The sequence below is a fragment of the Treponema sp. R6D11 genome (genome assembly GCF_054786075.1).
This window is the reverse complement of the sequence record NZ_BDHD01000403.1, coordinates 1-1,144: the sequence shown is the minus strand read 5'-3', so window position 1 is coordinate 1,144 and position 1,144 is coordinate 1. Positions and strand designations below refer to the sequence as shown.

Sequence of the window (1,144 nt, the reverse complement as noted above, 5' to 3'; positions counted from 1 at the left end):
TATATACGGTGCGCAGATGTATTTTGCATGACTTTAGCGTGAAATTTTTTGAAAATTTCCTTTTTAAAGAACAAAAACGAGGTTCCGGGCGTAAAATCAATAAAAAAAGGCGGCTCCCATTCGCGGAAGCCGCCTTGTCTGATTGCTTCTGACCACTGGCGGGCGGTCAGATGTTAGCCCTCTTACGGACTAGGGCTGCGTGAAAGAAGTAGAAGTTTGCTTCGCCCTGGGGTTGAATTGTAACGAGAAGTTTACGGCGCCGGTATCAAAAGTTGAATTATTCATTCTGACCCAACGATGCTTGCCGGGATACAGTGTATAAAGGTCTTTAAATGATGTCCAACCGGCGCGCTGGTATGCCCATTGACGCGGGCCGTACTGCCACGCGAAATTCGCGTTTTGCCCCGTGTCTGTGGCATTCGCGGTTTCACCCGTGTCTGCGGCAACGGCACGAGCAAGAACGCAATCAAACCATGTCCTTACGTTGATTTCCCACGTTACATATCTCCAGACGGAAGTTGTACTCATGTCAGTAGTGGAACTTTCCATTCTTAATAACCTTATGCCCGCCCTTTTCTTTTCATTATATAGTTTTGTGTAATCATCCTGCCAGTTAAGCGGGAAACCGGGAATGGAAGAGCTTCCTACCGCGTCTCCTCCGCGTATCCATAGTTGATCTCCTGTATCCATAATTCGTCCTTGGGTACCTGCGGCAATACCGGCTACTTGATACGTTAAAACAGTACGGAACGCGACAAACGGCGTTCCGGATACTTCTACAAAATACATTTTAAATTACGCACAAACTGCTGTTGTTGCTCCCGCAAACAGCTCAGGAATCGCAAAGCTGGCTTATGATTTCCTACAGGCGGAAAGCGTAACTCTGCCCGTAAGCTCTCAGGATATAACCGTAAGCAATGACGGCAAAACGCTGGTGATAAATCTTACAGGTTCAAACGCCCTTCAGGTGCTGGGAGCGACTTATGACATTGTTATTCCGGCAGGTCTTGTACAGGACAGTTTAGGTTACCTGTGGCCTACGGCGGCTTTGAATTATGATAGAACGCCCCCCGGCATCAACAGGCCGTTTGTAAGGGTAGACAAAAAAGTAAACGCCGATCGCATAACGCAGCAGACAGGAAGC

The 1,144-nt window shown here is 47.8% G+C and carries 2 protein-coding genes; one reads left to right on the top strand and one right to left on the bottom strand.

Annotated elements, in window-relative coordinates:
* Positions 1-189: 189 nt before the first annotated feature.
* Complete coding sequence (locus ACYVTD_RS13520) at positions 190-789, bottom strand: hypothetical protein (protein WP_461248258.1); 600 nt, start codon at positions 787-789, stop codon at positions 190-192.
* Positions 790-934: 145 nt separating this feature from the next.
* On the opposite strand from ACYVTD_RS13520, the gene ACYVTD_RS13515 reads away from it, so the two are divergent.
* Positions 935-1,144: hypothetical protein (locus tag ACYVTD_RS13515; protein WP_461248257.1), on the top strand; the 210-nt coding region annotated here is incomplete at its 3' end.

Bases quoted from the DNA above. Each gene is read 5' to 3' on its own strand.
- ACYVTD_RS13520 (WP_461248258.1), bottom strand. From the start codon at position 789: ATGTATTTTGTAGAAGTATCCGGAACGCCGTTTGTCGCGTTCCGTACT.